Origin of the sequence: Stappia sediminis, from assembly GCF_009826895.1 — a bacterium.
Taxonomy (GTDB): domain Bacteria; phylum Pseudomonadota; class Alphaproteobacteria; order Rhizobiales; family Stappiaceae; genus Hongsoonwoonella; species Hongsoonwoonella sediminis.
Genome location: NZ_WUMV01000008.1, coordinates 289,477 through 313,569, shown reverse-complemented (window position 1 = coordinate 313,569; position 24,093 = coordinate 289,477). Strand labels below are relative to the sequence as shown.

Sequence of the window (24,093 nt, the reverse complement as noted above, 5' to 3'; positions counted from 1 at the left end):
CCTTATTAGTGGGTGGGCGGCAGCCATCGGACAAGGGGCGTTCCCGCAAATAATGCGACTACCCTCTTTCGCAAAACGCTCCAGCCCGATCCAAGCATCAGCACGACGCTGCCAAGCGACACCAGGACAAGTGCCAAGAGGCCATCCGTCGAAAGGTTTGCGTCCTGAAGCAGCACGGTAATGGCATATGCCAGATAGATGAGGCTGGAAACCAGCAGCGCCCGCCGGTCGACGATAATCGCGACAATCGCGATGAGGCCCACGGTCGCCATGACCTTGGTCGCCCCCTCGGCATTCACGATGAAAACAGCCCCCAGCAACCCCTGGGTCGAATGCACGATGAGGGGGGCGGAAAGCAGATGCAGCCAGAAAGCCTTGTCGGAGTTGACGGTCTTGCGCGTGGGGTCCCGCACGTCGAACCGCATTGCACAAGCAAAACAGGCCAGGCCTATGGCCAAGGTGACCCAGGCGAAGTTGGACAAGAAGAAATTGGGAAAAAAATATGTAAGAAGCGTCACGAACATCGCGATCACGATCAGGGCGATGATCGCAATTCCGATCGGGACCTTGAACCGGAGCTGGAAAGCGACCGCAACGGCAAGTCCGGAAAATTCGATCAGGAGGAGCGGAAGCACGGACGATACGTCGCGTAAATGGGTCCCGATCGACTTGAGCGTGGGAGCATATGTGAAGCTGGCCGCGATCGATTGATCGATGATTCCGGAAATTCCGAGGAAAGCGAGCGGAACGAAGTACAAGTTCAGCACGATGGAGGGAAGCGCCAGCCGCAGCCGGCGGGCGAACACTTCAGCGAGAAGCCACACCGCCGCTGCCATTCCCAGAAGCGTAATCGTGGAAGTGAAGCCGCTTCCTCCGGATATGCTGCGTAGCCCGATCAGCAAGCCATACATGAATATCATGATGCCGATCGTCACGAACACGTCGTGGAAACCGCGTGCGAACCGGACTTCTTCAGCGTCGGCCGCGCTTATGGAATCCTCGTTCCCGTTCTCTGGCTCCGGTAAATCCCCGGTTGGGCTTGGCCTCAAGTGGTCGAAAAGCTGCGCGGCTTGTTGTTCCGACAGAATTCCCTTCGCAATTGCTCCGTCGAGAGCTTTCCTGGATATGGACATATAAACTCCAAAAAAAATTCTTGGCCGAACGCGAGCGAATGCGACGGCAAATCCGTTCGTTGGAGTGTCTAATAAAATTCAGGAAAGTTTACCGGCGATAAATATGCATCGGCCGTTCAGGTCTTGCTTTCCAGCGTTTCCACCGTGAGCTGGTCGTTGGTGAAGACGCAGATGTCGGCGGCGATCGCCATGGCCTTGCGGGCGATCTGTTCCGCGTCGAGGTCCGTGTCGACGAGGGCGCGTGCGGCGGCCAGCGCGAAATTTCCGCCCGAACCGATGCCGATGACGCCGCCTTCCGGCTCCAGCACGTCGCCATTGCCGGTCAGCACCAGCGAGGTCGTTTCGTCGGCCACGATCATCATGGCTTCCAGCCGACGCAGGTAGCGGTCTGTGCGCCAGTCCTTGGCCAGTTCCACGCAGGCGCGCATGAGCTGGCCCGGATATTGTTCGAGCTTCGCTTCCAGGCGCTCGAACAGGGTGAAGGCATCGGCGGTCGCGCCCGCGAAACCGCCGATAACCTCGCCCTTGGCAAGCGGGCGCACCTTGCGGGCCGTGTTCTTGATCACCGTCTCGCCGAGCGAGACCTGGCCGTCGCCGGCAACCACCACCTTGCCGCCCTTGCGTACGGTCAGGATCGTTGTTCCGTGCCAGCTTGCCGGTTCGCCTTGTGTCTTCATTCCCGCCTCGTTCAACTAGCGTGTCCTTCCGGCGGCGCATCCGCCGGGCAGGACCTATGTAAGCCTTGGGCGGGCGTTTGCAAACAGCGCTTCGATCAAGTTGCCCTGAGCCGAGCCTCCTCGATCAGCCGCGCCGCCACTGCTGCCGCCGCCCGTTTCGCCGGACCTTCGTTCAGGTCGCCACGCTCGTCGAAGGCGTTTTTCGCATCCGACACCGAAACCATGTCGGGAATGACGAGCGCGCCCACCCCGATTTCCAGGATCGTGCGCAGCGTGATGAGCGAGCGCATGCCGCCGAAGCGGCCGGGAGATGCGCCGCCGACGGCGAAAACCCGGTTCCTGAAGGCCGCGGATGGCGGTTCGCCTTCGTCTGAAAGACGCGATATCCAGTCGATCGTATTTTTCAAAAGCGGCGTGATGCTGGAGTTGTACTCCGGGCTGGCGATGAAGACCCCGTGCTGCTTTGTCATCAGCTTCTTCAGCCGTTTCGCGTTTTCCGGCACGCCTTCTTCCTTCTCCAGGTCGCCGTCGTAGATCGGCATTGGATAGTCGGCGAGCGAGATTTGCGTGACTTCCGCGTCGGCGAGTGCGAGCTGCTTGGCCATATGGCCGGCAAGCCTGGCATTGTAGGACCCGCTGCGAATGGAGCCGGCGAAGACGAGGATTTTCGGAGCCTGCATGAAGTGCCTCTCGGAGTTCATGAGCTGAGGTTCGGATGATGGCGCATCGTCACTTGCATATATGCCGGTTGATCCGCCGGACCAGCCTGGGTCATGGTTTTGCCGGCGCTCAGGGCCTTGTCGGCAGCACCTGGCTGCGTTTCACAACGCCGTAGGCGAAGCTTGAATCGAGCGACGCGATGCCGGGGATCTTGTGGATGCGCCGGCGGATGAAGTCCTCGTAGTCGGCAAGGTTCGCCACCACCACGCGCAACAGGTAGTCGCGGTCGCCCGCCATCAGGTAGCATTCCATGATTTCGTCGATGCGTTCCACCGCCGCCTCGAACGCCTTGACGTTTTCTTCCGAGTGCCGGTCGAGGCGCACCTGCAGAAACACCGTCACCGGCAGGCCGCAGGCCTCCTGGTCGACGATCGCCGCATATCCGCCGATGATCCCTGCCTTCTCCAGGTTCCTGACCCGCCTCAGGCATGGGGAGGGCGAAAGGTTCACCCGCTCGGAAAGCTCCTGGTTGGTCAGGCGCCCGTCCTTCTGCAGTTCGCGGAGTATGCGACTGTCTATGGCATCCATCTCGTCTTTCCTTGGCAGGAACTGCCAACATATGTACATTACATGGCAGAATACGCCAGAAACTTGCGCATCGCTTCGGTTAGTTTTCCGTCGAGGGCCGGCTCCTGAGGCAGGCCCACGGGATATGGAGACTTCGCATGGCACTTGCGCGCGCAACCGGCTTTTCCACCACCGCCATCCACCACGGTTACGATCCGGCGATGAACGACGGCGCATTGACGCCGCCCGTTCACATGACCTCGACATTCGCTTTCGAAACGGCGGAAGCGGGCGGGGAGATGTTCGCGGGCGAGCGCGCGGGCCATGTCTATTCGCGCATTTCCAATCCGACGGTGGATCTGCTGGAGCGCCGTGTCGCCGCGCTCGAAGGGGCGGAGGCGGGTGTTGCGGCCGCTTCCGGCATGGGCGCGATCACCGCCGTCCTGTGGACGTTTCTTGCGCCCGGCGACGAGGTGATCGTCGACAAGACGCTCTACGGCTGCACCTTCGCCTACATGCGCCACGGGCTGTCGCGTTTCGGCGTGACGATCACCCATGTCGACATGACCGACCCTGCGAACCTTGAAGCCGCGATCTCGAAGAAGACCCGCATCGTCTATTTCGAAACGCCGGCCAATCCGAACATGCGGCTCGTCGATATCGCCGCCATTTCCGATATCGCGCGGGCGCATGGCGCGAAGACGGTCGTCGACAACACCTATTCCACGCCGGTCCTCACCCGTCCCATCGAACTGGGGGCCGACATCGTCGTTCATTCGGCGACCAAATATCTGGGCGGGCATGGCGATCTCGTCGCCGGCATCGCGCTGGGCAGTGCGGAAGATATGGCGCAGGTCCGCCTCGTCGGCCTGAAGGACATGACGGGCGCGGTTCTTTCGCCGATGAGCGCGCATCTCGTCATGCGCGGGCTGAAGACGCTGGAACTCAGGATGGAGCGCCATTCCTCTTCGGCAATGGCCGTTGCCCAGGCCCTTGAATCCCACCCGGCGGTCGGTTCCGTCTTCTATCCGGGCCTTGCCTCGTTTCACCAGCACGAGCTTGCCAAACGGCAGATGAGCGCCTTCGGTGGCATGATCGCTTTCGAGCTGAAGGGCGGCCTTCAGGCCGGCATCGGCTTCCTGAACCGGCTTGGGCTTGTGCGCCGCGCCGTCAGCCTGGGTGATGCCGAAACCCTCGTCCAGCATCCGGCGAGCATGACCCATTCCACCTACACGGCGGAAGAACGCCACGCGCATGACATATCGGATGGCCTCATCCGCCTGTCGGTCGGGCTGGAAACGCCTGCCGACATCGTCGACGATCTGATGAACGCCCTCGACGGCGAGACGCGGCGCGCCGCCTGATCCGGCCAAGTGAAAGAATCTTTCCCGTTTGCGAGTTTTGCGGGAAAGATTCTTGCCGATTTCCGCTGTTCGACGACCGAATGAGCCGAAATTCCTTGATCGGGTTTCCTAGGCTGCGTTTCCTGATTCAAACTGAAGCGTCAGCGCGGAGGACGGGCATGGACAATAAGAGCAAGGCCACCCTTAAAGCCATTGAAAAGAAGCTGCTGTGGCTCGCCTCCTGGACGATCCATAATGCCAACCACCTGCGCGAGAAGGCGGACGGGCTGAAGGTCGGCGGTCACCAGGCGTCTTCCGCGTCGATGGTCTCCATCATGACCGCGCTTTATTTCCACGTGCTTCGCCCGCAGGACCGGGTGGCGGTCAAGCCGCATGCCTCGCCCGTCTTCCACGCGATCCAATACCTGATGGGCAACCAGACGCGCGAGAAGCTGGAGGCTTTCCGTGCCTACGGCGGCGCGCAGTCCTATCCAAGCCGCACCAAGGATATCGACGACGTGGACTTCTCCACCGGTTCGGTCGGCCTCGGTGTCGCGATCACCGCCTTCGCCTCGATGGTGCAGGATTATATCGGCGCAAAGGATTGGGCATCGAGGCGCCCGGACGGGCGAATGATCGCGCTCGTCGGCGATGCCGAGCTTGACGAGGGCAACGTCTACGAGGCGTTGCAGGAGGGGTGGAAGCACGGCCTTCGCAACACCTGGTGGATCATCGATTACAACCGCCAGAGCCTCGACGGCGTGGTACGCGAGGGGCTCGCCGGTCGCATCGAGGCCATCTTCGGTGCCTTCGGCTGGGATGTTGTTCGCCTCAAATACGGCGCGCTCCAGCGCGAGGCCTTTGCCGAACCCGGCGGCGAAGCGCTGAAGACGTGGATCGACACCTGCCCGAACGCGCTTTATTCCGCGCTCACCTTTCAGGGTGGGGCTGCCTGGCGCAAGCGTCTGCAGGACGATATCGGCGATCAGGGCGAAGTTTCGGCCCTCGTCGACCGCCGTTCGGACGATGACCTGCAGACCCTGATGACGAACCTCGGCGGCCACTGCCTTCAGACCCTGATGGATGCCTTCGAGGAGATAGACCACGACAGGCCGGTCGCCTTCGTCGCCTATACCATCAAGGGCTGGAACACGCCGCTCGCCGGCCACAAGGACAATCACTCCGGCCTGATGACGCCGAAGCAGATGGAAGCTTTCCGCGCGCAGATGAATATTCGCGAGGGGTACGAGTGGGACCGTTTCGAGGGGCTCGATCTTCCGGAAAAGGAACTGGAGGCCTTCCTTGGCCGTGTCGCCTTCTTCAAGGACGGTCCGCGGCGCTATACGGCGGCGAAGGTCGAAACGCCGGGGCCGGTCGCGCTTGAGGACAAGGAGCTTTCGACGCAGGCCGGCTTCGGCAAGATCCTCGACCAGTTGGCGAAATCCGATTCCCCGCTGGCGGAACGCATCGTCACGACCTCGCCGGATGTCACCGTCTCCACCAATCTCGGCCCCTGGGTGAACCGGCGCGGGCTGTTCGCGCGCGAGGAGATCGTCGACACCTTTCGCGAGGAGCGTATCCCTTCCGCACAGAAATGGCGTTTCGACAAAAGTGGCCAGCATATCGAACTCGGCATCGCCGAAATGAACCTTTTCCTGTTGCTGGGGGCGGCGGGGCTGTCGCATTCGCTCTTCGGCGAGCGTCTTTTGCCCGTCGGCACGCTTTACGATCCCTTCGTCGCGCGCGGGCTCGACGCGCTCAATTACGCCGCCTATCAGGACGCGCGATTTATCGTCGTCGGCACGCCGTCGGGCGTCACGCTCGCGCCGGAGGGCGGTGCGCATCAGTCGATTGGCTCGCCGCTCATCGGCATGTCGCAGGATGGGCTTGCCGCCTTCGAGCCTGCCTATCTCGACGAGCTTTCCATCGTCATGGACTGGGCGTTCGACTATATGCAGCGCGACGGCGAGGGAGATCCGGACGAGCGTACCTGGCTTCGTGACGAGACCGGAGGCTCGGTCTACCTGCGCCTTTCCACCCGCAGCCTGGAGCAGCCGCTGCCGCGTTCGGGCGCGGATTTCCGCCAGGGCGTCATCGACGGGGCCTATTGGCTGCGCGAGCCTGGCCCCAATGCGGAGGTCGTCATTGCCTATCAGGGCGTCGTCGCGCCGGAGGCAGTAGAGGCCGCGGGCCGCATCGGTCAGGACAGGCGGGATATCGGCGTGCTGGCGGTCACTTCCGCCGATCGTCTGAATGCCGGCTGGCACGCGGCCAACCGTATGCGCAAGCGCGGAATGAAGGGCGCGAAAAGCCATGCCGAGCGGCTTCTTGAGGCCGTGCCGCGCCACTGCACGCTGATCGCCGTCATCGACGGTCATCCGGCAACGCTTGCCTGGCTTGGCGGCGTCGCCGGGCACCGCACCGTTGCGCTCGGCGTGGAGCATTTCGGCCAGACCGGCACTATCGCCGATCTCTACCGGCATTACGGCATCGATGCAGATGCCATCGTTGCGGCGGCTTCCGAAATCGCGCCGGGCCGTCCGGTCAGGCTGTCGGGGCAGGTGGCGTGAAGCTGGCGGCTTCCCCGCGGCCAGAACGGGCTCGGTCGGAATCGCCCCGGAATCGATAGATTGGCCTTAATGTCGGCTTGGCGGACGGCGGTAGATCCAGACCCTTGCCGGGGGCAGGTTCATGACGATCCAGCCGGTGCGCTGCAGCGTGCACCAGTCCGCTTCCGGCGCAACGGGGGGAAACAGCGCATAGGAAAACTGGATGAAGGGCGCGCCCGGTTTCAGGAGCGTCAGGGCATCTTCGATCAGAGAGCGCCGCTCGCGCCTGGGCTTGGTGAAAAGCGGGAGGGACGAAACGATGCTCGACAGCGAGCCGGGCTCCATGTCGTTCAGCGTCTCTCTAAGCGTATAGGCATCGCCTTCCACAACGGCCATATCGGGATACCGGCGTTGCAGCAGGCGGCAGAATTCGCGGTTGTACTCCAGCGCGACGACATCGCTGGCCGGCACGCCGTGGCGCAGGATTTCCTTCGTCACGACGCCGGTTCCCGGCCCAAGTTCCAGCACCTTGCCGTTACCGTCCGTCTCGATGAAGCCGGCCATGCGGCGCGCCAGGTCGGGGCTTGAAGGGCTGACGGCGCCCGTGGTCAGCGGGTTTCCCGCCCAGCTTCGAAAAAAGCGCAACTCGTCGGCGATTTTCTCGCGCAATCCGCGAACCTTCCGTGCGGAAATATCGATCATCGCCAACACCCTGTCATGAAAACTTTCGCAGAGTTTTTATTCCCTGAATGGCAAATTCAAGGCACTTTCCGTTCAACCACCGAGATTGTCGAGAAAATCTTTCACTTTCGAGAAGAAACCATGGGCGGCGGGATGTGTCTCGCCAGAGGATTCGCTTTCGAATTCGGCCAGAAGTTCGCGCTGCTTCTTCGTCAGGTTCGTTGGTGTTTCCACTGTCACCTGAATGTACATGTCGCCGAACTGGGGCGAACGCAGCACCGGCATGCCCTTGCCGCGCAGGCGGAACTGCTTTCCGGTCTGCGTGCCTTCCAGCACTTTCACGCGCGTGGTCACGCCTTCGAGTGTGGGAACCTCGATCTGCCCGCCGAGTGCGGCAGTCGTCATGGAAACCGGCACGCGGCAGAAAAGGTCCGCTCCGTCGCGCTGGAAGAATTCGTGCGGCTTCAGCGACAGGAAGATATAGAGGTCGCCGGAAGGCCCGCCGCGCAGGCCCGCTTCGCCTTCACCCGCGAGGCGGATGCGCGTTCCATCCTCGATGCCGGCCGGGATATTGACCGAAAGCGTGCGCATCTGGGACTTGCGGCCCGAACCGCCGCAGCCCGAACACGGGTCGGAAATCACCTGGCCGCGGCCCTGGCAAGAGGGGCAGGTGCGTTCCAGCGTGAAGAAACCCTGCGCCGCGCGGACCCGGCCCGCGCCGCCGCAGGTTCGGCAGGTCTGCGGTTCCGTGCCGGGTTTGGCGCCGGAGCCGGAGCACTCGTCGCAGGTAAGGGAGGTCGGAACCTCCACTTCCACAGTCTTGCCCGTATAGGCTTCTTCCAGCGTGACCTCGAGGTTGTAGCGCAGGTCCGCGCCGCGCTCGCGCCCGCCGGAGCGGCGGTTTGCGCCCATGCCGAAGAATTCGTCGAAAATATCGGAGAAGGCGGACGCGAAGTCGCCGGGGTGTCCGCCGCCTCCGCCGCCGAAGCCGCCGTTTTCGAACGCTGCATGGCCGAAGCGGTCGTAGGCTGCGCGTTTTTGCGGGTCCTTCAGCGCGTCATATGCTTCGCTGACTTCCTTGAAGCGGATTTCCGCGCTCTCGTCGCCGGGGTTGCGGTCGGGGTGAAACTGCATCGCGAGCTTGCGATAAGCGCTTTTGAGCACTTTCTCGTCGGCATCCCGGCCAACTCCCAACACTTCGTAGTAGTCGCGTTTATCCATGAATGACTTCACCTGACGTTTTCGGCGTCATGTGCGCTCCGTCATTTCCCGGCCACGGTGAAGAGGCCATGGAGCGCTGTAATTCGGTCCGCATGCGCGCAGCGCCCGGCAGCATTACGCCCCGCTTTCGGTCGGCGGGGCGGTGCACGGCGCAGCTTTCGATTGGCAGCTCGATTTGGAGCGATCTCATCGGACGGGACACCTGACATAAAATTCCGGCGCCGGAAGTCCGGCGCCGGAAAGACATACTACAGTCAGGCCGACTTCTTGTCGTCCTCGTCCTTGACTTCCTCGAAGTCGGCGTCGACCACGTCCTCGTCCTTGGACGTCTCGCCGCCTTCCTCGGAAGCGGTCTCGCCGGCTTCCTGCTCGGCCTGGGCGTCCTTGTACATGGCTTCGCCCAGCTTCATGGAGGCTTCGGCGAGGCCTTGCGTCTTCGCCTTGATGTCCTCCACGTCGTCGCTTTCCAGAGCCGACTTCAGGTCGGTGATCGCCGTTTCGATCGCGGCCTTGTCGTCGGCGGAAACCTTGTCGCCGTAGTCCTTGACCGACTTCTCCGACGAATGGACCAGCGCCTCGCCCTGGTTCTTCGCCTCGACGAGTTCCTTGCGTTTGCGGTCTTCGTCCGCATGCGCCTCGGCGTCCTTCACCATGTTCTCGATGTCGGCGTCGGACAGGCCGCCGGAAGCCTGGATGCGGATCTGCTGCTCCTTGCCGGTGCCCTTGTCCTTGGCCGAAACGTTGACGATGCCGTTGGCGTCGATGTCGAAGGTGACCTCAACCTGCGGCACGCCGCGCGGTGCCGGCGGAATGCCGACAAGGTCGAACTGGCCGAGCATCTTGTTGTCGGCCGCCATCTCGCGCTCGCCCTGGAAGACGCGGATCGTCACCGCGGTCTGGTTGTCCTCGGCTGTGGAGAACACCTGGCTCTTCTTCGTCGGGATCGTCGTGTTGCGGTCGATCAGGCGCGTGAAGACGCCGCCCAGCGTCTCGATGCCGAGCGAGAGCGGAGTGACGTCGAGCAGGAGCACGTCCTTGACGTCGCCCTGCAGGACGCCCGCCTGGATCGCGGCGCCCATGGCCACGACCTCGTCGGGGTTCACGCCCTTGTGCGGCTCCTTGCCGAAGAAGTTCTTCACGACTTCCTGGACCTTGGGCATGCGCGTCATGCCGCCGACGAGCACCACCTCGTCGATCTGGCCCGCCGCGAGGCCGGCATCCTTGAGCGCCGCCTTGCAGGGCGCGACCGTGCGCTGGACGAGATCGTCGACAAGCTGCTCGAACTTGGCGCGCGTCAGCTTCATCGTCAGATGCTTCGGCCCGGTTTGGTCGGCGGTGATGAACGGAAGGTTGATTTCCGTCTGCGTTGCCGAGGACAGCTCGATCTTCGCCTTTTCAGCGCCTTCCTTCAGGCGCTGCAGCGCGAGCTTGTCGTTCTTCAGGTCGATGCCGTTTTCCTTCTTGAACTCCTCGGCGAGGTAGTCGACGAGGCGCATGTCGAAGTCCTCGCCGCCGAGGAAGGTGTCGCCATTGGTCGACTTCACCTCGAACACGCCGTCGCCGATCTCCAGGATCGAGACGTCGAAGGTGCCGCCGCCGAGGTCGTAGACGGCGATCGTCTTGCCCTCGTTCTTCTCAAGCCCGTAGGCGAGAGCGGCAGCCGTCGGCTCGTTGATGATGCGAAGCACCTCGAGGCCCGCGATCTTGCCGGCGTCCTTGGTCGCCTGGCGCTGGGCGTCGTTGAAATAGGCGGGAACGGTGATCACCGCCTGGGTGACGGTCTCGCCGAGGTAGCTTTCGGCGGTTTCCTTCATCTTCTGCAGGATGAAGGCGGAAACCTGCGAGGGGGAATAGCTCTTGTCGCCGGCCTTGACCCAGGCGTCGCCGTTGTCGGCCTTGGTGATTTCGTAGGAGACGAGCTTCTTGTCCTTGGCCACCGTCGGGTCGTCGAAGCGCCGTCCGATCAGGCGCTTGACGGCGAACAGCGTGCCGCTCGGGTTGGTGACGGCCTGGCGTTTCGCCGGCTGCCCGACGAGGCGCTCGCCGTCGTCGGAAAACGCCACCATGGAGGGCGTCGTCCGCGCGCCTTCCGCATTCTCGATAACCTTGGCGTTCTTGCCGTCCATGACGGCGACGCACGAGTTGGTCGTGCCGAGGTCGATACCAATGACCTTGCCCATAGCGTCCTTCCTTTCCAGCAGACCGATCAGACCCGTTGAGGCGTCACGCCGGTCCCCATTGCAGATACAAGATTTGATGTGTCGCGGGCGCTGCCGCAACAGGTACGAATTCGTGACCGCTATATAAGTGGGCGTGTCCCGCGCCGCAAGACGCCAGCGCCGGTCTTGTCTCATGTTTGTGACGGTTGAAGGCTCGGCGCTCAAGCCGTCATTATGGGCGCGGCAGGCGTGAGGCGCCTCGCCCCGAGGAGGGGTCGGGGTCGGCCTGCATCTCCTGACCAGGCAAGGAAAATACGGACCGGCACATGACGAACGATTTTCCAGAAGGCTTTCGCTTCCTGCCTTCCTATTTCGACAAGTCCGCGCAGGAAGCGCTGGTTGAGGAGATCCGCGCCGCGGTGCGTGCCGCTCCCCTTTTCCGGCCTTTCATGCCGCGAACGGGAAAGCCGTTTTCGGTTCGCATGTCGAATTGCGGTCCGCTCGGCTGGGTTTCGGATATCAAGGGCTACCGCTATCAGCCGCGCCATCCCGAAACCGGCGAAGCCTGGCCCGAAATGCCTGCGGTTCTTTCCAGGCTCTGGGCAGACGTCGCGCCCGACGCGCCGCCGCCGGAAGCTTGCCTCATCAACTATTACGAGGAAAAGGCCCGCATGGGCCTGCATCAGGATCGCGACGAGGACACGTTCGACGCCCCGGTCGTTTCGGTTTCGCTTGGGGATACCGCCGTCTTCAGGCTGGGCGGGACGGCGCGCAAGGCGCCGACGCGTTCCTTCCGCCTGTCATCGGGGGATGTTCTGGTGCTTGGCGGGGCCTCGCGCCTTGCCTATCACGGGGTGGACAGGCTCATCCCCGGCTCCTCGACGCTGCTAGCCGGCGGCGGGCGCATAAATCTGACGCTCAGACGGGTGACGGCCCCCGAAGCCGAAGCCTGAAATCACTTCCCCGCCGCATCGCCGGGTTCCGGCATTTCCTCGATTTCCTGATCGGTCATGGGCACGACGATGCGCTCGCTCTCCGGCACGATCCGGTCGACGGGGATCGCCCGCCGGCTCGTGAAAAAGCCGAGCATTCCGCCGGTTTCCGCCGTCACCTCGCGCACGATGCCTTCGTTGTCGCGCCGGATGCCGGCGACGGTGCCGATGGTCTTGCCGTCGGAGTTGACCAGCGGCAGGCCGATCCACACCGTTTCGGCGTCGCGCGGCACGGGCTGTCCGTCCGCCGTCGAAGGGGGCTTCTTTTCCGTTTCCCCGGCTTGATTCGGGGCTTGCGCCGCATCCTGCGCGGCCGGCTGCACGGCATAGGCGTCAAGCCCCAGGAACGCCGCCAGCACGAGGGCGAAAATCAGCCACTTCAGGGGTCGGGTCATGCAGGCCTCCTTCATCCGCCGCATGGTCCGATCAGAATAGGAAAAGACAGTGGCGTCCTTTGGGCAATAATGAGCCCCCAGTCACCTGGATCTGAAGTTCGCCTCAATTCCCGGCAGGCTCTGAACGAACTTCAGATTCAAAAGGGTGACTGGCAAAAAAATGTATCCAGTGTGGTTTTCGAATTTGAAATACGCTTCGGAGAAGGCTGCTAAACCCGGGCGTATTTCAAATTCACCACACTGAGTCTTCTATGAAAGGACGGCAATGGCGATGAGGGCCGCGATGACCCAGAGCGCGATGCGCCCTGAACGCGAGTGGCGCGCCTCCGCGCGGCCGATGGCCTCCGCCGTTTGCGCGTCGAACCTGAGCCCCCGTTGGGCCATGCCCTCAAGGTCGGAGGACAGCCTCCCCAGACGGTCGGCGAAGATCGGCAGGTCGGCGGCGATGCGCCCCATCGCGGAAAGGCCGCTTGCAACGTCCTGCAGGCGGGCCGCCGGGCCGAGGTTCTGCTCGATCCAGGTGCGCACGACGGGTTCCGACGTCTTCCACATGTCGAGATGCGGATTGAGCGTTCTGGCAACCCCTTCCACCACCACCATCGTCTTTTGCAGCATGATGAGCTGCGTCTGGGTGTGCATGTTGAAAAGCTCGGTCACTTCCAGAAGCTGGGTCAAAAGCCGCGCCATGGAGATTTCCGACGCGTCGTGACCCTGGATCGGCTCGCCGATCGCGCGCAAGGCCTGGGCGAAAACCTCCACGTCCTGATCGTCCGGCACGTAGCCCGCCTCGAAGTGCACTTCGGCCACACGGCGGTAGTTGCGGGTGATGAAGCCGTAGAGGATTTCGGCGAGGAACCGCCGTTCGGCGCGCGAAAGCCTGCCCATGATGCCGAAATCGACGGCGACGATCGTCCCGTCCGGATCGACGAACAGGTTGCCCTGGTGCATGTCGGCGTGAAAAAAGCCGTCGCGCACCGCATGGCGCAGGAACGACTGGATGACGGTCTCGCCCAGCTTCACCAGGTCGTGGCCGTCGTCTTTCAGCTTTTCCAGGTTGTTGAGCTTCGTTCCCTCGATCCAGTCGAGCGTCAGCACGCGTTTCGCGGTGCGCGTCCAGTCCACGGCCGGAACGCGGAAGCCTTCGTCCTCGCGGATGTTTTCCGCCATTTCCGAAAGGGCTGCCGCTTCCAGGCGGAAGTCCATTTCAAGCTCGACGGAGCGCGCCAGCGTATCGACGGTGGCGACCGGCCTCAACCGCCGCGAGGGGGCGTGGATGCGCTCGATCAGCCGGGCGACGAAATAAAACCCGTCGAGGTCGCGCTTGAAGCGACTTTCCACCTTCGGGCGCAGCACCTTGACGGCGACCTTCTTCAACTCCCCGTCGCGGGTGCGGATCGTCGCCGGATGCACCTGGGCGATGGAGGCGGCCGCCACCGGCTCGCCGAACTCCACGAATATCTCCTCGACCGGACGTCCGAGCTGCTCTTCCACCTGTCGGCGCGCCTGATCCTGAGGAAACTCCGGCAGCTTGTCCTGCAGGGCGGAAAGTTCGCGCGCCACCTCGTCGCCGACAACATCTGCGCGGGTCGCCAGAAACTGGCCGAGCTTGACATAGGACGGTCCCAGCCGGTTGAACGCGTCGGAAAGCCTGCCCTCCTTCGTCTTTCGCCGGACGGAGCGGCGCTCGAGCAGGCGCACGAGTTTGAGCGCGAATTTCGGCCCCGCCGGCAGGTCGGGCAGATCGACGATGGAAAACACGCCCTCGCGGGCCATGACGAACCCGGCTCGTGAAAGGCGGAAAATTGCGCCTATCGCCATGTTGCTCAAATCTTCCAGCCGCTGTGGAGCGCGGCGATGCCGCCTGAGAAATTCCGGTAGTCGACGCGCGAGAAACCGGCCTCGCGGATCATCTGCGCGAAGCGCTCCTGATGGGGGAACTTGCGGATCGATTCCACGAGATACCGATAGGGTTCGCCGTCTCCGGCAACGTAGCGCCCGATCGCGGGGATCGCGTTGAAGGAAAAGGCATCGTAGACACGGTCCAGCATCGGCACATCGACCTGCGAAAACTCCAGCACGAGCAGGCGTCCGCCCCGCTTCAGCACGCGGAAAGCCTCCGATAGCGCCTTGTCGATATGCGGCACGTTGCGGATGCCGAAGGCGATCGTATAGGCGTCGAAGTGCCTGTCGGGAAAGGGCAGGTCTTCCGCGTTCGCCTCCACGAAGCGGATCTTGTCGGCGAGGCCGGCTTTTTCCGCCCGCTCGCGGCCGACCGCCAGCATCGAGCCGTTGATATCAAGGACGGTGGCTTCCGCCGGCCCGCCGGAACGGGTGACGATACGCGTCGCGATATCGCCCGTTCCACCGGCAACGTCGAGAACGCGATACGGCGTCCTGGCCGAGCGCGGCGGCGCGAGGCGCGAGACCATCGCGTCCTTCCACAGCCGGTGCAGGCCGCCCGACATCAGGTCGTTCATGACGTCATAGCGGCGGGCGACCTTGTGGAACACGTCGTTGACGAGCGGCTGTTTCTCGCCGTCGGCAACCGTGCGGTAGCCGAAGCTCGTTGCCATATCCGGCCCATGCGCGCGGGCTTTTTCCCCGGCGGAGGTCTTGTTCGCCGTCATGCCTGTTCTCCTTTTCGCGGCGGACCATAATATAAGCCGCATCGCATTGCCACGGCGTAGGCTGAATCCTGTATGTATTGCCGGAAGATAGAAAGGGATACCGATTTCCATGCCCGAATTGCCAGAGGTTGAGACGGTTCGCCGCGGCCTTGCCCCCAGTTTCGAGGATGCGCGCATCCTGCGGGTGGAGCAGCGCCGGCCGGACCTGCGCTTTCCTTTTCCCGAGCGTTTCGCGGACAGGCTTACGGGGCGGCGCGTGACCGGCCTCGGGCGGCGCTCGAAATACCTGATGGCCGATCTCGATGACGGCAGCGTGCTGGTCATGCATCTCGGCATGTCCGGTTCTTTCAGGGTAGAGGCGGGTCAGTCGGAGGCGGGTCAGTCGGAGGCGGGCGAGGCGGAAGCGCCCGGCGAGTTTCACCACCCCCGCTCGAAGGACCAGCGCCACGATCACGTTGTCTTTCATCTTGAAGGCGCCGCGCGTCCGGGCGCCGTCAGGATCGTCTACAACGATCCGCGCCGCTTCGGCTTCATGACGCTTGTTGAACGCGCGGGTCTTGCAAGTCATCCCCTTTTCGAAAAGCTCGGCATCGAGCCGACGGGAAACCAGCTTGACGCGGATCTGCTGGCGCGCCTCTTCAACGGCCGGAAGACGCCGCTCAAGGCAGCCCTTCTCGACCAGCGGCTGATTGCGGGGCTCGGCAATATATATGTGTGCGAGGCGCTGCATCGGGCGGGCCTTTCCCCGAAACGCGCCGCCGGCACCATCGTCACGAAGGCCGGCAAGGGCACGGTGGCGGCGGAAAGGCTGGCGCGGTCGATCCGCGAGGTGATCGCCGAGGCGATCGCTGCCGGCGGGTCCTCCTTGCGCGATCACCGGCAGGCGGATGGCACGCTCGGATATTTCCAGCACAGCTTCCTGGTCTACGACCGGGAGGGTGCGTCCTGCCCGCGGGAAGGCTGCGGCGGCACGGTCTTGCGCGAGGTGCAGGGCGGGCGCTCGTCCTTTTTCTGCGCGCGCTGCCAGAAATAGCATCGCCGGGTGCGGGTGCGGCTGCCTGCGCATGCGGGCACTGGCCGCACGTCCAGTTGCGGGGCGCGGTTGCTTCCGTTACCCCTTCTTGCCTGACTTATATATATGTGCGCTTGCTGTGCGTTCGGGCGGGCGAAGCGTCCTGGCACGGGCCGGCGCCCGGACATTGCGCCATTCGCTCATCATCGGGAGGTTTCATGGCCTACGACAATATTCTGGTCGAAAAACGCGGCAAGGTGGGGCTGATCACGCTCAACCGGCCGAATGCGCTCAACGCGCTCAATTCCGTGCTTATCGGAGAGGTGAACGAGGCCCTGGCCGGCTTCGAGGCGGACGACAAGATCGGCAGCGTCGTGCTGACCGGTTCCGAAAAAGCCTTTGCGGCGGGCGCGGACATCAAGGAGATGAGCTCGCTCACCTATATGGACGCCTACAAGGGCGACTTCATCACGAGCTGGGACAACGTCTCGCGCTTCCGCAAGCCGATCATCGCGGCGGTCGCGGGCTATGCGCTGGGCGGCGGCTGCGAGCTTGCCATGATGTGCGATTTCATCCTGGCGGGCGAAAACGCGCGCTTCGGCCAGCCCGAGATCACCCTTGGCGTCATGCCGGGTGCCGGCGGCACCCAGCGGCTCACCCGTTTCGTGGGCAAGTCGAAGGCCATGGAAATGTGCCTGACGGGCCGCATGATGGATGCGCAGGAAGCCGAGCGCTCGGGTCTTGTCAGCCGCGTCCTTCCTGTCGACGAGCTTGTGGACGAAGCGCTGAAGGTGGCGGAAAAGATCGCCGATTTCTCGCTGCCCATCACCATGATGACGAAGGAAAGCGTCAATCGCGCCTATGAGACGACGCTTGCCGAAGGCGTGCGCTTCGAGCGCCGCCTGTTCCATGCGATGTTCGCTTCTGAAGACCAGAAGGAAGGCATGGCCGCCTTCGTGGAAAAGCGCGCGCCGCAGTTTAGGAACAAATAATATGCGGGCGGGACGCGCGGGAATGCCCAATTTCCGTCCTGAAACGCGTTGACGGGCGAATTGCGCGGCCTTATAAGCACCGCTTGATCGGTGGCGGCTCGTGCCGCCGCCGTTTTCGTTTCTCGCAATTGTCTGACCGGGGCGGCTTGCCGCAGCCTCGATCTTGACTTGGACCGAGGGCAGTTCCGGCCAAACGGATTTGCTCTCACGTAATGATCCTGGGGCCGCCTTCGTGGAAGGTGCTCCGGGCTCAGCCGAACGGATCAGGACTGAAAATGGCCAATACACCCTCGGCCAAGAAGGCAGCGCGCAAGATCGCTCGCCGCACGGCCATCAACAAGACCCGCCGCAGCCGCGTGCGGACCTACCTTCGCACCGTAGAGGAGGCGATCGCCTCCGGCGATCAGACGAAGGCGAGCGAGGCTCTCAAGGCCGCGCAGCCGGAGCTGATGCGTGCGGCATCCAGCGGCGTCTTTCACAAGAACACCGCTGCGCGCAAGGTGTCGCGCCTGAATGCCCGCATCAAGGCGCTCGGCGCCTGATAGATATGCGACTGCGGGTGAAAAACCTGCAATCTGCGCTAGAAAGCCCGGTTTTTTGACCGGGCTTTTTTGTTAGCCGGTGAAGGCTTCCGCAAGGGTATTCGCCTAAAGTTCAGGTTCTTGATACGGAAAAATAACGATTTTTAGCGTGTCAAAATTTATGCATGTTTTTCAGTTGGTTACGAGGATGTCCCCAAGTGGGGAGGGGTGCCTATACGTTTTTTTGAGAGTCAAGATCGGGGTCGAAAAAAAATTTTTGAGCTTTTGCATACCGGGGGTTTCGACGCTTGCGGCGGGAAAAAAACATTGAGTCCAAAAGCCTTCTCATTTCCTCACCCCTTTGGGTGATGTTGCAGGCTTCACGCATACGGACGCTGCGTTAAGAAATCGGTAACCATACGCTGTTGCAGGGGGTAAAGGGGCTGTGTATTGTCATCTCCATCGGGCGGTCGCCCGGTCTAATCGTAAATCGAAGATCAACGAGCCTGTGAAAGAGCAATGAAGAAATATTGCCCAAATTCTGAGCGATCATTTCGACCAGTGTTCGCACGTAGGCCACTCGACGACGGCATAAGTCCGGGGTCGGATACTTCAGGCCTGTTCATGTAGCGGGCGTAATCACCAAAAAGATTATCTTGGTTGCTTGCCGAATACATTCGGCGAGAAGGGGGCAGTGTGTCTGAGTTAATGAAAACCGGATGTGCCGGAGGCGGCATCTGCGCGCCTTTGCGGGGCAAGACGCATCCAGAGCGCTTTCGTGATCGGAAGCCGCTCCGGGTTCGATATGCTCAAGGCGGCCGCGGCGCGGGGAAACGCCGGGGAACCGGATTAACCTTCACCTCAATTGGAAACGTTATCGGCGCCGGATCGGCTTTCGCAGCTTACGTAGCGGGGCGCGGGCCTTCGGGGAAAACGGCTCCGGTCGCGTTCGAAGATGGATTGAACAAGGGGCTTGACCGCGGCGGCGCAATGGCCTTTTTGTGCCGCTCCGCCGCAGGCACCGGACCGGCGGCGCGGGACCTGCACGAAGCGGGTCCCGGACCGTTCGAGGAGCGTCGGGCGGTGAGCGGCCGTCGATAGGCGTCTTGTCCTGTCGATGAGCGATACGCGATTACCGGAATGAACCAGGTATTTGACGGGGCGGCGGCGTCGCCCCGCCGGGAAGATTTTGTGCCGCTTGCCGGTCAGGGGCGGGTGGCGCAGGGGCCAGAAAAATTCTTCGGAACGATTGCGGCGGCGCGTTCCGATAAGGAGCTTAGGAGGCGTAAGCAATGGACCTTCACGATATGGCGGGGCCGGAACAGTGGGCACGCGTAAAGAAGCGGCTTCGCGCGGAACTGGGTGAGGATGTCTATACGAGCTGGTTTGCACGCGTCGACCTTGAGGGTCACGATGACGGCACGGTCCGGCTTTCGGTTCCCACGCGTTTTCTGAAGCAGTGGATCCAGTCGCATTACCGGGACCGTCTGATGGGGCTGTGGCAGCGCGAGTGCGAGGATGTTCACCGTATAGAGCTGACGGTGCGCGGCGCCATGCGCCCCGCCGCTCGCAAGCCGGCGGAAGGCCAGCAGCGGGCCGTTGCCGCCTCGCGTCCCGCCGGCGACACCCGTCCGATCGCCATTGCCGAAAACGTCGGCCGTCCGGCGGCGCTCGTGGGTCTCCAGCCTGCGGCCGCGCCCGAGCACAAGGCGCAGGGCGGCACCCAGGAAAACGACGTCCTGCAGGGCGCCTCGCTCGATCCGAAATATACGTTCGAAACCTTCGTGGAAGGCGATTCCAACGCGCTTGCGCTTGCCGCCGCCCGTCAGGTCGCCGCCGGCGGCAAGGTGAATTTCAATCCGCTTTACGTCCATGCCTCCGTGGGCCTCGGCAAGACGCACCTGATGCAGGCCGTCGCCGCCCAGGCCAAGGCTTCGGGCCGGCGCGTGCTTTATCTGACGGCGGAGCATTTCATGTACCGCTTCGTCTCCGCGCTCAAGGCGCAGTCGGCGATCGCCTTCAAGGATACGCTGCGGACGATCGACCTGCTCCTGATCGACGACATGCAGTTCCTGCATGGCAAGCAGGTGCAGCAGGAGTTCTGCCACACGCTGAACGCGCTGATCGACAGCGCGCGTCAGGTGATCGTCGCCGCCGACCGCGCGCCGTCCGATCTCGACAGCCTGGATGACCGTGTCCGCTCGCGCCTTGCCGGCGGGCTGGTCGTCGGCATCGACGATCCGGACTATTCGCTGCGCCGCGCCATCATCACGAACCGGGTCGAGACCGTGCGCGCCTCCTACCCGAATTTCTCGATCCCAGAGGGCGTGATCGATTATGTGGCGCGCAACGTCACCGCCTCGGGGCGCGATCTCGAAGGCGCGCTCAACCGCCTGATCGCCCACAATCAGCTGACCGGCCAGCCGGTCACGCAGGAGATGGCGGAGGCGACCCTTCGCGATCTCATCCGCTCCGTGGAGCCGCGCCGGGTCAAGATCGAGGACATCCAGCGCGTCGTCTCCAAGCATTACAACGTGACGAAGGCCGATCTTCTGTCGGCGCGCCGCACGCGCACCATCGTGCGCCCGCGCCAGATCGCCATGTATCTCGCCAAGATGATGACGCCGCGTTCGCTGCCCGAGATCGGGCGCCGCTTCGGCAACCGCGACCACACTACGGTGCTGCATGCGGTTCGCAAGATCGAGGAGCTTGCCAAGGCGGACAACGGCCTTGCCCAGGAGATCGAACTGCTCAAGCGCATGCTGGATGCGTGAAGCGAGCCAATACAGAGGGTTGAGGGGTGGCATGACGTGCTGCCCCTCTTGCATTTCCGAGCGGCAGCGGGCAGTGTCGTCTCCCCATTTTTGAAGTTTGAACGCATCACATGCGGCGGGGCCCCGCCGCTTCTCAACGACGGACAGCGCAATGAAAGTGACCCTCGAGCGGACGGATCTCCTGAAGTCCCTGACCCATGTTCATCGTGTCGTTGAGCGCCGGAACACGATCCCGATCCTGTCGAACGTCCTGTTGCGCTGCGACGGCGGCGAATTGCGCCTGAAGGCGACGGACCTCGATCTCGAGATTTCGGAGACCGTCGCGGCCATGGTCGAGCAGCCCGGCGCGACGACGGTGCCCGCGCATATGATCTACGATATCGTGCGCAAACTTCCCGACGGGGCGCAGGTCCAGCTTGAGACGTCCGCCGACAATGCCACGCTCGAAATTCGCGCCGGGCGCTCGCGCTTTGCGCTGCAGATGCTGCCAGAGGCGGATTTTCCGGACCTGACGGCGGGCGAGTTCAGCCACGTCTTCTCCCTGCCGGCGGGCGACTTCAAGCGGCTGATCGATTCCACCCAGTTCGCGATTTCGACCGAAGAGACGCGCTACTATCTGAACGGCATCTACTTCCACACGGTCGAGACGCCGGGGGGCGAGCGCTTCCGCGCGGTTGCGACCGACGGTCACCGCCTCGCCCAGGCCGAGATCCCGGCGCCCTCCGGTTCCTCCGGCATGCCGGGCGTCATCGTGCCGCGCAAGACGGTGGGCGAGATCCAGAAGCTTCTGGAAGATCCGCAAGCAGACGTGAAGGTCGAGATTTCCGAAACCAAGGTTCGGCTGACGACGGCCAACGTGGTGCTGACGTCCAAGCTGATCGACGGCACCTTCCCGGATTATGGCCGCGTCATCCCGCAGCACAACGACAAGCTTCTCCAGGTCGATCGGGAAGAGTTCAAGGAAGCGGTCGACCGCGTGTCGACCATCTCGTCGGAGCGTGGGCGTGCCGTGAAGATGGCCCTTTCCGAAGGGCGCATGGTGCTGACCGTCATCAATCCGGATTCCGGCACGGCGACGGAAGAGCTTGCGGTCGACTATGAGGCCGACCCGCTGGAGATCGGCTTCAACTCGCGCTATCTGCTCGATATCGCCGCCCAGCTCGACAAGGACACTGCGCGTTTCCGCTTCGCCGATCCCGGCGCGCCGACGCTGATCCAGGACGACGGCTCGGAGGAAGCGCTCTACGTGCTGATGCCGATGCGCGTCTGATCCGGCCTCGCCGGATCGATCATTACAAGGAGCGGGACAGCATGGCTGGACCGACGCCGGTCGCGCTTCGCCGCCTGACGCTCTCCGATTTCCGCAACTACGCGTCGCTCTCGCTCGATGTGGGCGCGCGGCTCGTCGCTTTCGTCGGCGCCAATGGCGCCGGCAAGACGAACCTGATTGAGGCGGTTTCGCTTTTGACGGCGGGCCGCGGCCTTCGCCGCGCACCGCTTGCGGATCTCATTCGCAAGGGGGCAGCGGGCGGTTTCGCGGTTTCGGCCCTTCTCGACGGGCCATATGGCGAAACGCGGCTCGGCACTGGGTACGACCCGGGCGAGACGGGCCGGCGCGTGCGCATCGACGGGGAGGATGCGCGCACGTCCGAAAGCCTGCTCGACTATCTTCGCGTGCTTTGGCTTCTGCCGTCGATGGATGGGCTCTTCACCGGGTCCGCCGGGGATCGCAGGCGGTTTCTCGACAGGCTGGTGCTGGCGATAGACCCCGGTCACGGGCGCCGGGTCGCCGATCTCGAAAAGGCGCTGCGTTCGCGCAACCGCCTGCTGGAAGAGGGCGCGACACCCGCTTACTTCGACGCGATCGAAAGCCAGATCGCACAGATCGGCGTCGCGGTCGCGCTGGCCCGGCGCGAAACGGTGAACCTCCTGTCGGGTCGCATCGCGGCGCAAGGCGCGCTGGGCTTGCCCTTTCCGCAAGCCGGCATCCGTCTGGAAGGCTCTTTCGAGGTGGAGGCGGATGCGGTTGCCGCTTCCGATATCGAGGATCGCTACATCGAGATCCTGCGGGAGGGCAGGGCGCGCGACCGTGCGGCGGGGCGCACGCTCGAAGGTCCGCACAGGTCGGATCTTGCCGTCACCCACCTTGCCAAGGACATGCCGGCCGGCATGGCCTCCACCGGGGAGCAGAAGGCGCTCCTGATCGGCCTCGTCCTTGCCCATGCCGATCTCACGGCGTCCGTCGCCGGCATGACGCCGGTGCTTCTGCTCGATGAAATCGCGGCCCATCTCGATCCGGATCGCCGCGCGGCCCTCTTCGCCCGCCTCGATACGCTGGGCCTCCAGGTCTTCATGACCGGCACGGACCCGCTCCTGTTCGAATCGCTCGGGCATTCCGCGCAGCTTTTCACCGTGGGTGATGGCAAGGTGGAAGGGTAGGGGGCACAGAGGCGGTCGGGAAGCAACAGCGGACTGGGTCTGGTGGATTGTTATGCCGGGGCCTACGGCGGTTGGCCGCACTGTGTGGTAACGATATCGCAGAGATTTGGCTATTTTCGCCCCACCTCTCCCCCTGGAGGGAGAGGGAAACGCCCAGCGTCATCCTTCTGAGCGCGAAATGGAATGATTCCGCAGGCGGCTGGTTATGCGAACGACAATGTATTTTTCCAGCCCGCACCGGGCCAAGGCCTCACGACCCGTGGAGCCTCAGGGCGAAAACAGCCACCCCGGCCCGGCATCACGCCCCCCGCATTCCCTTTCCCGCTCCTCCTCACCAATTCGTGCGAACGCCGGGCGTGGCACCTGTCGCTTTCTCACGCCGGATTTCGCGCAAGAACCGCCCGGTAACCCGATATTCGCATTTGTATCTCACTAAGCCTTTCTGACACTTTGACGGATACTGGTTCAGGCGCTAGAAAGCCGTCAGACAAATCCTTGTTAATGCTGCCGTTTACGTAAGCTGCGGCATGACGGGTGGACGGGAGAAAAGGTTCCATGTCGAACGCCGATATAAAGTCAAACCGGCCGCTGTCGCCCCACATCCAGATCTTCAAGCCGATCCTCACCATGGTCATGTCGATCGTGCATCGCATCACGGGTGCCGCACTTTATTTTGGCACGGTGCTGGTCGCATGGTGGCTGATCGCGGCGGCCTCGGGGCCTGCCTATTTCGACTTCGTGAACGAAATCTACGGTTCGTTCCTCGGGCGGCTCATCCTTTTCGGCTTCACCTGGGCGCTGGTGCACCACATGCTCGGCGGCATTCGCCACTTCATCTGGGACATGGGCTACGGCTTCGGTCCGCAAGCGCGTGAGTGGCTGGTTCGCGCCAATCTCGCCGGTTCGATCGTGATCACGATCCTTCTGTGGATCATCGGCTACGCCGTTCGCTAAGGGGGCTTTCCATGAGTGACATGCGCACACCGCTCGCCAAGGTCCGCGGCCTCGGTTCGGCGAAGGAAGGCACGGAGCATTTCTGGCGCCAGCGGCTCTCGGCCGTTGCCAACGTCTTCCTGATCACCTTCTTCGTGATCTTCATCATCGCCACGCAGGGCGCCAGCCATGCGGAGCTGACGTCGGCCCTTTCAAATCCGGTCGTCGCCATCCTCATGGCGCTGACGGTCGCGTCTGCCGTCTATCACATGAAGCTCGGCATGCAGGTGATCATCGAGGATTACGTCCACGGCGAGGGGCTGAAATACGTCACCCTCATCGCCAACACCTTCTTTTGCGCGTTGATCGGCTTCGGTTCGGTTTTCGCCATTCTCAAGATCAGCTTCGGAGGCTGAAT

General features: G+C 63.0%; 21 protein-coding genes. 11 read left to right on the top strand and 10 right to left on the bottom strand.

Annotation, left to right across the window (positions count from 1 at the left end; all coding sequences use genetic code 11):
- Positions 1–5 precede the first annotated feature (5 nt).
- The 4 genes from GR183_RS17920 to GR183_RS17905 form a co-directional block, all read right to left on the bottom strand.
- Positions 6–1,133, bottom strand: a complete 1,128-nt coding sequence (locus GR183_RS17920; RefSeq protein WP_160777038.1) for a hypothetical protein — start codon at positions 1,131–1,133, stop codon at positions 6–8.
- A gap of 116 nt (positions 1,134–1,249) precedes the next feature.
- Positions 1,250–1,810 (bottom strand): ATP-dependent protease subunit HslV, encoded by a 561-nt coding sequence (gene hslV / locus GR183_RS17915; protein WP_160777037.1) that lies wholly within the window; start codon positions 1,808–1,810, stop codon positions 1,250–1,252.
- 95 nt (positions 1,811–1,905) lie between these two features.
- Positions 1,906–2,490 (bottom strand): NADPH-dependent FMN reductase, encoded by a 585-nt coding sequence (locus GR183_RS17910; protein ID WP_160777036.1) that lies wholly within the window; start codon positions 2,488–2,490, stop codon positions 1,906–1,908.
- A gap of 109 nt (positions 2,491–2,599) precedes the next feature.
- A complete protein-coding gene (locus GR183_RS17905; RefSeq protein ID WP_160777035.1) occupies positions 2,600–3,058 on the bottom strand; it encodes an Lrp/AsnC family transcriptional regulator in 459 nt (152 codons plus the stop codon).
- Positions 3,059–3,195: 137 nt separating this feature from the next.
- Here GR183_RS17905 and GR183_RS17900 point away from each other — a divergent pair, with 137 nt between their 5' ends.
- Together GR183_RS17900 and GR183_RS17895 are read left to right on the top strand one after the other, a co-directional pair.
- Positions 3,196–4,401, top strand: a complete 1,206-nt coding sequence (locus tag GR183_RS17900) for a methionine gamma-lyase (RefSeq protein WP_160777034.1) — start codon at positions 3,196–3,198, stop codon at positions 4,399–4,401.
- A 158-nt stretch (positions 4,402–4,559) separates the two neighbouring features.
- Positions 4,560–6,950 carry a thiamine pyrophosphate-binding protein gene (locus tag GR183_RS17895; RefSeq protein ID WP_160777033.1) on the top strand — a complete coding sequence of 797 codons (2,391 nt, stop codon included), beginning with the start codon at positions 4,560–4,562 and terminating at the stop codon, positions 6,948–6,950.
- A gap of 66 nt (positions 6,951–7,016) precedes the next feature.
- Here the strand turns inward: GR183_RS17895 and GR183_RS17890 are convergent, their stop codons facing one another.
- The 3 genes from GR183_RS17890 to dnaK form a co-directional block, all read right to left on the bottom strand.
- On the bottom strand, positions 7,017–7,631 hold the full coding sequence (locus tag GR183_RS17890) for a class I SAM-dependent methyltransferase (RefSeq protein ID WP_160777032.1): 615 nt from the start codon (positions 7,629–7,631) through the stop codon (positions 7,017–7,019).
- A gap of 72 nt (positions 7,632–7,703) precedes the next feature.
- A complete protein-coding gene (gene dnaJ / locus GR183_RS17885; protein ID WP_160777031.1) occupies positions 7,704–8,831 on the bottom strand; it encodes a molecular chaperone DnaJ in 1,128 nt (375 codons plus the stop codon).
- A 254-nt stretch (positions 8,832–9,085) separates the two neighbouring features.
- Positions 9,086–11,011: a molecular chaperone DnaK gene (gene dnaK, locus GR183_RS17880; RefSeq protein ID WP_160777030.1), complete on the bottom strand. Its 1,926-nt coding sequence runs from the start codon at positions 11,009–11,011 to the stop codon at positions 9,086–9,088.
- 305 nt (positions 11,012–11,316) lie between these two features.
- On the opposite strand from dnaK, the gene GR183_RS17875 reads away from it, so the two are divergent.
- Positions 11,317–11,943, top strand: coding sequence for an alpha-ketoglutarate-dependent dioxygenase AlkB family protein (locus GR183_RS17875; RefSeq protein ID WP_160777029.1), 627 nt, complete (start codon positions 11,317–11,319; stop codon positions 11,941–11,943).
- A gap of 2 nt (positions 11,944–11,945) precedes the next feature.
- Here GR183_RS17875 and GR183_RS17870 read toward each other — a convergent pair whose 3' ends face one another.
- From GR183_RS17870 to ubiE, 3 genes are all read right to left on the bottom strand, one after another.
- Positions 11,946–12,377 carry a PRC-barrel domain-containing protein gene (locus tag GR183_RS17870; RefSeq protein ID WP_160777028.1) on the bottom strand — a complete coding sequence of 144 codons (432 nt, stop codon included), beginning with the start codon at positions 12,375–12,377 and terminating at the stop codon, positions 11,946–11,948.
- Positions 12,378–12,626: 249 nt separating this feature from the next.
- Positions 12,627–14,195 carry a 2-polyprenylphenol 6-hydroxylase gene (gene ubiB, locus GR183_RS17865; protein WP_160777027.1) on the bottom strand — a complete coding sequence of 523 codons (1,569 nt, stop codon included), beginning with the start codon at positions 14,193–14,195 and terminating at the stop codon, positions 12,627–12,629.
- 5 nt (positions 14,196–14,200) lie between these two features.
- A complete protein-coding gene (gene ubiE, locus GR183_RS17860; protein WP_160777026.1) occupies positions 14,201–15,004 on the bottom strand; it encodes a bifunctional demethylmenaquinone methyltransferase/2-methoxy-6-polyprenyl-1,4-benzoquinol methylase UbiE in 804 nt (267 codons plus the stop codon).
- Between the two features lie 109 nt (positions 15,005–15,113).
- Between ubiE and mutM the strand changes: the two genes are divergently transcribed.
- The 8 genes from mutM (at position 15,114) to sdhD (ending at position 24,091) form a co-directional block, all read left to right on the top strand.
- Positions 15,114–16,037: a bifunctional DNA-formamidopyrimidine glycosylase/DNA-(apurinic or apyrimidinic site) lyase gene (mutM, locus tag GR183_RS17855; protein ID WP_160777025.1), complete on the top strand. Its 924-nt coding sequence runs from the start codon at positions 15,114–15,116 to the stop codon at positions 16,035–16,037.
- Between the two features lie 197 nt (positions 16,038–16,234).
- On the top strand, positions 16,235–17,008 hold the full coding sequence (locus GR183_RS17850) for an enoyl-CoA hydratase (protein WP_160777024.1): 774 nt from the start codon (positions 16,235–16,237) through the stop codon (positions 17,006–17,008).
- Positions 17,009–17,283: 275 nt separating this feature from the next.
- A complete protein-coding gene (gene rpsT, locus GR183_RS17845; protein WP_160777023.1) occupies positions 17,284–17,550 on the top strand; it encodes a 30S ribosomal protein S20 in 267 nt (88 codons plus the stop codon).
- A gap of 1,286 nt (positions 17,551–18,836) precedes the next feature.
- A complete protein-coding gene (gene dnaA / locus GR183_RS17840; protein ID WP_208999911.1) occupies positions 18,837–20,303 on the top strand; it encodes a chromosomal replication initiator protein DnaA in 1,467 nt (488 codons plus the stop codon).
- 151 nt (positions 20,304–20,454) lie between these two features.
- Entirely contained in the window at positions 20,455–21,573 is a 1,119-nt protein-coding gene (gene dnaN, locus GR183_RS17835) for a DNA polymerase III subunit beta (protein ID WP_160777021.1), read from the top strand.
- A 41-nt stretch (positions 21,574–21,614) separates the two neighbouring features.
- Positions 21,615–22,742, top strand: a complete 1,128-nt coding sequence (gene recF, locus GR183_RS17830) for a DNA replication/repair protein RecF (protein ID WP_160777020.1) — start codon at positions 21,615–21,617, stop codon at positions 22,740–22,742.
- Between the two features lie 555 nt (positions 22,743–23,297).
- The gene (gene sdhC, locus GR183_RS17825) at positions 23,298–23,696 is read left to right on the top strand and encodes a succinate dehydrogenase, cytochrome b556 subunit (protein WP_160777019.1); all 399 of its coding nucleotides are present in this window, start codon (positions 23,298–23,300) and stop codon (positions 23,694–23,696) included.
- 11 nt (positions 23,697–23,707) lie between these two features.
- Complete coding sequence (sdhD, locus tag GR183_RS17820; protein WP_160777018.1) at positions 23,708–24,091, top strand: succinate dehydrogenase, hydrophobic membrane anchor protein; 384 nt, start codon at positions 23,708–23,710, stop codon at positions 24,089–24,091.
- Positions 24,092–24,093 lie beyond the last annotated feature (2 nt).

Bases quoted from the DNA above. Each gene is read 5' to 3' on its own strand.
- dnaN (WP_160777021.1), top strand. From the start codon at position 20,455: ATGAAAGTGACCCTCGAGCGGACGGATCTCCTGAAGTCCCTGACCCAT.
- GR183_RS17920 (WP_160777038.1), bottom strand. From the start codon at position 1,133: ATGTCCATATCCAGGAAAGCTCTCGACGGAGCAATTGCGAAGGGAATT.
- GR183_RS17870 (WP_160777028.1), bottom strand. From the start codon at position 12,377: ATGACCCGACCCCTGAAGTGGCTGATTTTCGCCCTCGTGCTGGCGGCG.
- GR183_RS17905 (WP_160777035.1), bottom strand. From the start codon at position 3,058: ATGGATGCCATAGACAGTCGCATACTCCGCGAACTGCAGAAGGACGGG.
- GR183_RS17900 (WP_160777034.1), top strand. From the start codon at position 3,196: ATGGCACTTGCGCGCGCAACCGGCTTTTCCACCACCGCCATCCACCAC.
- dnaJ (WP_160777031.1), bottom strand. From the start codon at position 8,831: ATGGATAAACGCGACTACTACGAAGTGTTGGGAGTTGGCCGGGATGCC.
- mutM (WP_160777025.1), top strand. From the start codon at position 15,114: ATGCCCGAATTGCCAGAGGTTGAGACGGTTCGCCGCGGCCTTGCCCCC.
- hslV (WP_160777037.1), bottom strand. From the start codon at position 1,810: ATGAAGACACAAGGCGAACCGGCAAGCTGGCACGGAACAACGATCCTG.
- rpsT (WP_160777023.1), top strand. From the start codon at position 17,284: ATGGCCAATACACCCTCGGCCAAGAAGGCAGCGCGCAAGATCGCTCGC.
- GR183_RS17890 (WP_160777032.1), bottom strand. From the start codon at position 7,631: ATGATCGATATTTCCGCACGGAAGGTTCGCGGATTGCGCGAGAAAATC.
- dnaK (WP_160777030.1), bottom strand. From the start codon at position 11,011: ATGGGCAAGGTCATTGGTATCGACCTCGGCACGACCAACTCGTGCGTC.
- dnaA (WP_208999911.1), top strand. From the start codon at position 18,837: ATGGCGGGGCCGGAACAGTGGGCACGCGTAAAGAAGCGGCTTCGCGCG.
- sdhD (WP_160777018.1), top strand. From the start codon at position 23,708: ATGAGTGACATGCGCACACCGCTCGCCAAGGTCCGCGGCCTCGGTTCG.
- GR183_RS17850 (WP_160777024.1), top strand. From the start codon at position 16,235: ATGGCCTACGACAATATTCTGGTCGAAAAACGCGGCAAGGTGGGGCTG.
- ubiE (WP_160777026.1), bottom strand. From the start codon at position 15,004: ATGACGGCGAACAAGACCTCCGCCGGGGAAAAAGCCCGCGCGCATGGG.
- recF (WP_160777020.1), top strand. From the start codon at position 21,615: ATGGCTGGACCGACGCCGGTCGCGCTTCGCCGCCTGACGCTCTCCGAT.
- GR183_RS17895 (WP_160777033.1), top strand. From the start codon at position 4,560: ATGGACAATAAGAGCAAGGCCACCCTTAAAGCCATTGAAAAGAAGCTG.
- GR183_RS17910 (WP_160777036.1), bottom strand. From the start codon at position 2,490: ATGCAGGCTCCGAAAATCCTCGTCTTCGCCGGCTCCATTCGCAGCGGG.
- ubiB (WP_160777027.1), bottom strand. From the start codon at position 14,195: ATGGCGATAGGCGCAATTTTCCGCCTTTCACGAGCCGGGTTCGTCATG.
- sdhC (WP_160777019.1), top strand. From the start codon at position 23,298: ATGTCGAACGCCGATATAAAGTCAAACCGGCCGCTGTCGCCCCACATC.
- GR183_RS17875 (WP_160777029.1), top strand. From the start codon at position 11,317: ATGACGAACGATTTTCCAGAAGGCTTTCGCTTCCTGCCTTCCTATTTC.